The organism is Xanthovirga aplysinae, from assembly GCF_009711365.1.
GTDB classification, from domain to species: Bacteria; Bacteroidota; Bacteroidia; order Cytophagales; family Cyclobacteriaceae; genus Xanthovirga; species Xanthovirga aplysinae.
Genome location: NZ_SMMB01000318.1, coordinates 1 through 1,113, shown reverse-complemented (window position 1 = coordinate 1,113; position 1,113 = coordinate 1). Strand labels below are relative to the sequence as shown.

Annotated in this window: 1 protein-coding gene and 1 pseudogene; one reads left to right on the top strand and one right to left on the bottom strand. The window is 35.4% G+C overall.

The features are described 5' to 3' along the window. A pseudogene (locus tag E1171_RS00940) lies at positions 1-745 on the bottom strand (hypothetical protein); the annotation flags it as partial. Positions 746-884: 139 nt separating this feature from the next. On the opposite strand from E1171_RS00940, the gene E1171_RS24070 reads away from it, so the two are divergent. Beyond that, a partial coding sequence (locus E1171_RS24070; RefSeq protein ID WP_222931314.1) for a DUF6438 domain-containing protein occupies positions 885-1,113 on the top strand: 229 nt, incomplete at its 3' end.

The window sequence follows — 1,113 nt, the reverse complement described above, 5'->3', positions numbered from 1 at the left end:
CTTCACTTGTTAAAGCATTTTCTAACTTGGTTGAAGGATTATTTATCCTTAAAGTATCAATCAGAAATTCACCATTATGAGAGAGAAAACGATCGTATATAAAAGGAAGTCCATTAAGTCCCCAATTACCTTGATTGTTATCCACATTCATTGAGGCACTAAAACCCAATCCATGACCAATTTCGTGCAAAACAACAGTAGTTAAGTCAAATTGGGTGGAAGAAGGTTTGCCATCTGTATTAAAATACCAATCAGTGGTGTTGTTAAACCTGGCACTAATATCTGGACTATCCTCACCATTCAATTCTTCTCGAGATATCTTTTCCGCCAATGCTACAGGAAACCAGGTATTAATCTCAGGAGCACCTTTAAAGTTTGTATAAAGCACACCAGGGGAAGCAGACCCCAATGTACCAAATCCTAAATTTTCCCAATAGGCCTCTACACGAATAGGGACCTCAGAAATAAGAATAAACTCCCAAATGTCCACTGCCCGCTGAAAGGCTGCTTCAGCTTCCTGGGGAAAACCATGATAGTTGACCTCAATGGTGGAAGTTTTAGATTCATTTGACCGGAGAGCCTTATTTAAAAAGGCTGGATTAATAATACTACTTTTTCCTTTAAAGTCTCCTTCATAGCAAATAACAGGTTTCCCTTCCATTGAACGTTGTTGTCCCCTAACCTGAAAAGAGCTACCTATCAAAATCGTTATAAAGAAAAAAACAACGGTAAAATTCTTTTTCATAAGATATATTTAATTTAGGAGTTGTATTAATGATAATTCTCTTCTACTTTGAGCCAATCAAGCAACTAAATATTTTAATATACCATTCAGAGTAAGTTAAGGTATTATTTATCTCAAGAAAATAAATGCAATATATATTATGAAAAAAAACATCATCATAATTTTTCTTATTTTATTTTCTTGCCAATCCACCAGATATAATCAGAGTGGCGATGCTCTAATAACTTACCGGAAAACAGCATGTATGGGAAGTTGTCCAGTATATTCCGTGGAAATAATGAAGAATGGGATAGTACTTTTTGAAGGAATAAAATATACCGATAAGTTGGGTTCATGGCAAGCCCGCTTGAACAAAAAAGAACGAGAGG